Genomic DNA, 5,645 nt, shown 5'->3' on the forward strand with positions numbered 1-5,645 from the left:
CACGGCGTCAAGCGCCAAGGACCCAACGGCTTCCCGCCCACCACCATCATGACAGACTTTCCAGACACAGGGACCCAACGCCGCCGCGCAGATTATTGCAACATGGGCCCCGGCTCTGCAGCGCACCGCTGAAGTAGCGCTGCGCTGCGTCCGGGGCACGAGAGGTTCGCGCCAAGTCGTACAGGTGATTTGCCCGACGGGGCAAGCGATTTCTCTTTTCTCGAAATCAACCCCATGCACAGTAGCGGTGGTGTGTGTTATCCGCCGGCAGAGCATGGGCTTGTAGCCCGGATGAGCGCAGCGACATCCGGGTCTCTCTGCGGGCGCTGTCCCGGGTGTCGCTGCGCTCACCCGGGCTACGGTGAGTGTTTTGCTCGACGGGCAAGGAACACCGGAATCGTAGGGTGGGTTAGCCGAAGGCATAACCCACCTCTTTATTGTCGACGCGGAAACGAGAAGTGGTGGGTTACGCTGCGCTAACCCACCCTACGAAATCGAGCGCCCTACTCCGCTGCGATCTGCCTTGGCGCGGGCGGTGGGCTCGCGAGGTCGGCGGCGAGTTGCGCGTAGCGGGCTTTGGCCTCCTCCACCGCCTTCTCCTTCACCGGGCCGTAGCCGCGGATGCGGTCGGGCAGCGACAACAGCTCCACCGCGGTGTCGTGCGTGATGGGCGACAACAGGCCGAGCACGGTGGCGACGTCCTTCTCGTAGCCGCTGATCAGGTCGCGCTCGAGCTTGCGGTCAGCCGAGTAGCCAAAGATGTCCAGCGGGGTGCCGCGCAGGAAGCGGAATTTTGCCAGCCAGCGGAAGCCACCGAGCATCCACGGGCCGAAGGCGCGCTTCTTCGGGCGGCCCTGTGCATCGACGCCATTGCTGAGGATCGGCGGCGCGAGGTTGAAGCTGAACTTGAAGTCGCCTTCGAACTGGTCGCGAAGTTGCTGCTCGAACTGGCCGTCGGTGAAGAGACGCGCGACCTCATACTCGTCCTTGTAGGCGAGCAGCTTGGCGTAGTTTATCGCGACCGCGCGCGGCAGCGCATCGCCATAACCGCCCTTCGCCGCAGCGTCGCGGACCTGGTCGACCAGTCTGCGATAACGCTTTGCCAGGCGTCCGTTCTGGTAGGCGGTGAGATGCTTAGCGCGATGCTCGATGATCTCGTCCAGCGTCATCGCCTCCAGGCTCTTCGGCGCGACGACCTCATCCTGGCCCTTGAGCATGTCGGCGAGCCGCTTCGGATCGGCCACCGCAAGCCGGCCGAGGCGGAACGCCTCCTTGTTCATCTTGATCGAGACGCCGTTGACCTCGATCGCCTGCTCGATCGCTTCGGCACCGATCGGCAGCAGCCCCTTCTGATAGGCGTAGCCCATCATCATCATGTTGGTGGCGATGGCATCGCCAAGGAGCTGCTCGGCAGGCTTGGTGAAGTCGAAGAAGGTGGAGTCCTTGTGCAGCGCGGTCTCCAGCACCGCATTCAGCTTGCGGGTCTGGAAGTTGAAGTCGCGGTTGAGGATGAAGTCGGCGGTGGGAATGACGTGGCTGTTGATGATGCCTCGGGTGCGGCTGCTATCGCAGAGCGAGATCGTATCCTTGGCGACCGCGACGACCTCGTCCGCAGCGAGCACGAGATCGGCGGTGCCCGTGACGATGCGCGAGCACGTCACCTCGGCCGGATGATCCGACAGGCGGACGTGGCTCAGCACCGCCCCGCCCTTTTGCGCGAGGCCGGACATGTCGAGGATCATCGAGGCCTTGCCCTCGATATGGGCGGCCATGCCGAGCAGCGCGCCGATGGTCAGCACACCCGTGCCGCCGACGCCGCCGACCGCGATATTGTAGGGCTTGTCCAGCGCCGGTCGCGAGGTGGGCTCCGGCAGCTCGCCGATATCAGTAGGCTCCGCCGGTGCGCGATGGCGTGGCGCGCCGCCGTCGATGGTAACAAAGGACGGGCAGAAGCCCTTGAGACAGGAATAGTCCTTGTTGCAGGAGGACTGGTTGATGGTGCGCTTGCGGCTGAACTCGGTTTCCAGCGGCTCGACCGAGATGCAGTTCGACTGCACCGAACAGTCGCCGCAGCCCTCGCAGACCGCCGGGTTGATCATCACGCGGCGCGGCGGATCCTCCATCAGGCCGCGCTTGCGGCGGCGACGCTTCTCAGCCGCGCACGTCTGCACGAAGACGATCGCGGACGTGCCCTTGTACTCGCGGCACATCTTCATGACGTTCTCGAGCTCGTCGCGATGGTACTTTTTCACGCCGGGCGCGATGGAATGGGGCGGATACGCGTCGGGATTTTCCGAGACCAGGTAGATCTCGCTGATGCCCTCGGCGTGAAGCTGCGCCATGATCTTCTGCGGCGAGAGGTCGCCGTCGTGGCGCTGGCCGCCGGTCATGGCGACGGCATCGTTGTAGAGGATCTTGTAGGTGATGTTGGCCTTGGAGGCGATCGCCTGGCGGATGGCGAGAATTCCCGAGTGGAAATAAGTGCCGTCGCCGAGGTTCGCAAAAATGTGGTTCTCGTTGGTGAAAGGCGCGATGCCGACCCATGGCACGCCCTCGCCGCCCATGTGTGTGAACGTTTCGGTCGAGCGGTCCATCCACAGCGCCATGAAGTGACAGCCGATGCCGGCGAGCGCGCGGCTGCCTTCGGGGACCTTGGTCGAGGTGTTGTGGGGGCAGCCGGAGCAGAAGTAAGGGGTTCGGGAGACCGGTGCGGTGGCCTGCATCTGGGTCGCCTGGCGGCCGTTGAACCAGTCGGCCTTGGCGCGGAGCATCTCGGCGATTTCGGGGTTGAGATTAAGTCGAAGGAGCCTTTCGGTGATCGAGCTAGCAAGCGAGGCGACGCTGAGCTCGGCGGCGAAGGTAAGGAAGCGCTTGTCGTGGTCGTCCATCTTGCCGACGATGCGCGGGCGGACGTCGTCGCGCCAGTTGAACAGCTCCTGCTTGACCTGGTTCTCGACGATCTCGCGGCGTTCCTCGACGATAAAGATCTCCTCGAGGCCCACCGCAAACTGCCGTACGCCTTCCGGCTCCAGCGGCCAGGGCATGCCGATCTTGTAGAGGCGAAGGCCGATCTTGGCAGCGACCTCCTCGGTGATACCCAGCTCGCGCAGCGCTTGCCGGACGTCCTCATAGCTCTTGCCCGACGCCATGATGCCGTAGCGGGCGTTCGGGCTATCCATCGTGACGCGGTTGACCTTGTTGGCGCGCGCAAAGGCGATCGCCGCATAGCCCTTGTAGTCCTGCAGGCGGCGGTCCTGCTCAAAGCGGTCATCGGGCCAGCGAAGATTGAGGCCGCCGGGCGGCAGCTCGAAATCCGAGGGAATGATGAAGGGCTTCATCTCGTCGGTGAGATCGATCTCGGCGGTGGTCTCCACCGTCTCCGTGATCACCTTCATGCCGACCCAGCAGCCCGAGTAGCGCGACATCGCGATACCGAGCAGGCCCATCTCGATCATCTCGTGGATGCTGGAGGGATAGAGATAAGGCATCAGCGCCGAGATGAAGGCATGGTCGGACTGATGCGGAACGGTCGAGGACTTTGCGCCGTGATCGTCACCGGCGAGGCACAGCACGCCGCCATGCTTGGCCGAGCCGGCGGCATTGCCATGCCGGAAGACGTCGCCGCAGCGGTCGACGCCGGGGCCCTTGCCGTACCAGATGCCGACCACGCCGTCGTACTTGGCGCCGGGCGAGAGATTGAGCTGCTGTGAGCCCCAGATCGCGGTGGCGGCGAGATCCTCGTTCACGCCGGGCTGAAACTTGATGTTGTACTGCTCGAGGTGCTTTCGCGCGGCGAAGAGTTGCTGGTCATAGCCGCCGAGCGGCGAGCCGCGATAGCCGGAGATGAAGCCTGCGGTATTCAGCCCTGCGGCGCGGTCGCGCCGGATCTGGGCCATGGGCAGGCGGACCAGCGCCTGGATTCCCGTGGTGAAGACGTGTCCGGTGGATTGGGTGTATTTCTGGTCGAGACTGATCGGACCCTGGTTGATGCCCATTTTTGTCCTCTTCGCCCTCTTAAGTCGTTGGCGTGCCCGTTGTTTTTAGTTAGGGCGCCCCGGATGCCCGCGCCACTTTATGTCGGAATTTTAAGCCTCCGCATCACAAATCTGGACCGAAGCGGGGCATTGGCGAAAATCGCAATTTCGTGGCGGCAAGTCTGCCCGCCCTTTTCAATTTGTGTCAGCATACCCGGGGCGTCGCGAAACGACGTAACGCGTCTATAATGCGCCCCATGGCGATTGGTCGCAGGGGGAGACCGGGAATGCGGACGATTCTGGCATCTCTGGTGTCAGGGCTCACGTTGTGCAGTGCAGTTGCAGCGACCGCGAGCGAGCCGTCGCCGGAGGCAATTGCTCATGGCAAGGCGCTGGTGGAGGCCGGCGACTGCGCAAGCTGCCACACCGCCGATCCCGCAAAACCGTTCGCGGGCGGCAAGCGCATCGATACGCCCTTTGGCGGGATCTATGCGCCGAACCTGACGCCGGATCGCGACACCGGGATCGGGGGCTGGACGGACGCCGACTTCACCCGTGCGCTGCGCTTCGGCATCGCACCTGATGGCTCCCATTATTATCCGGCGTTCCCCTACCCCTACTTCACCAGGATGACCAAGGACGACACGCTGGCCATCCGCGCGTATCTTTCGACGCAGGCCCCCGTTACGAACCGCATCAAATCGCCGGAATTGCGCTGGCCGTTTGGCTATCGATCGCTGATGCGCGCCTGGAACTGGCTGTTCTTCAAGCCCGGCCTGTTCGAACCCGATCAGTTCAAGACCGCGGCCTGGAATCGCGGCGGCTATCTCGTCACGGGGCTCGGCCATTGCGGCGCCTGCCACACGCCGAAGAACTATTTTGGTGCCGACAAGCGCGGGCTGGCGTTTTCGGGCAACGAGGTGGATGGCTGGTTCGCACCGCGGCTCGATAGCGCCGCGCGCAGCGGGCTGAAGTCGTGGAGCGTCGACGAGATCGCCGAATATCTCCAGAGCGGCCGCAATGCCAAGAGCCATGCCGACGGGCCGATGGCCGAGGTCATCGTCAACTCGACCTCAAAGATGAGCGATGCCGATGTGCGCGCCATGGCGGTCTATCTGAAAGGGCTGCCACCGGGACCGAACGAGCCCGCGGTGACGCCGCCATCGGAAAGCGAGATGAAGGCGGGCCAAGCCGTCTATGCGAAGTTCTGCATCGCCTGCCATGAGGCCGACGGCTCCGGCGCGCCGCGCATCTATCCGCCACTGCCCGGCAATGCGCTGCTGCAATCCGGCAATCCCTCCTCCACGCTCCGCATCATTCTTGACGGCGCGCACACCGTGACGACGCCGCGCGCACCCAACACAGGCGAGATGCCGGCCTATGCCAAGCAATTGTCGGACGAGCAGATCGCGGCGGTAACGAACTACATCCGCAACTCCTGGGGCAACGCCGCGCCGCTCGTCACGGCGGCGCAGGTCGGGAAGGCGCGGAAGGAGGATTAGTCCCAACGCCGTCATCGCGAGGAGCGCAGCGACGAAGCAATCCAGACTGTCTCCGCGGACGCATCTCTGGATTGCTTCGCTCCGCTCGCAATTGTGCAAGTTCACTAATTCGGTGATCGAATGGTTTGGGTCTGGGCCTCGGCAAATCCCTTTGGTGTCTTGCCGCCGA

Annotated in this window: 2 protein-coding genes; one reads left to right on the forward strand and one right to left on the reverse strand. The window is 63.9% G+C overall.

From position 1 onward, the window contains the following. Positions 1-503: 503 nt before the first annotated feature. The gene (locus Q3C01_RS44510) at positions 504-3,995 is read right to left on the reverse strand and encodes an indolepyruvate ferredoxin oxidoreductase family protein (RefSeq protein WP_458151675.1); all 3,492 of its coding nucleotides are present in this window, start codon (positions 3,993-3,995) and stop codon (positions 504-506) included. A gap of 266 nt (positions 3,996-4,261) precedes the next feature. Between Q3C01_RS44510 and Q3C01_RS44515 the strand changes: the two genes are divergently transcribed. Then, a complete protein-coding gene (locus tag Q3C01_RS44515; RefSeq protein WP_458151676.1) occupies positions 4,262-5,476 on the forward strand; it encodes a cytochrome c in 1,215 nt (404 codons plus the stop codon). Positions 5,477-5,645: the final 169 nt, after the last annotated feature.

The sequence above is a fragment of the Bradyrhizobium sp. UFLA05-109 genome, assembly GCF_054185165.1.

Coding starts and splice junctions, on each gene's coding strand:
- Q3C01_RS44515 (WP_458151676.1), top strand. CDS start 4,262: ATGCGGACGATTCTGGCATCTCTGGTGTCAGGGCTCACGTTGTGCAGT.
- Q3C01_RS44510 (WP_458151675.1), bottom strand. CDS start 3,995: ATGGGCATCAACCAGGGTCCGATCAGTCTCGACCAGAAATACACCCAA.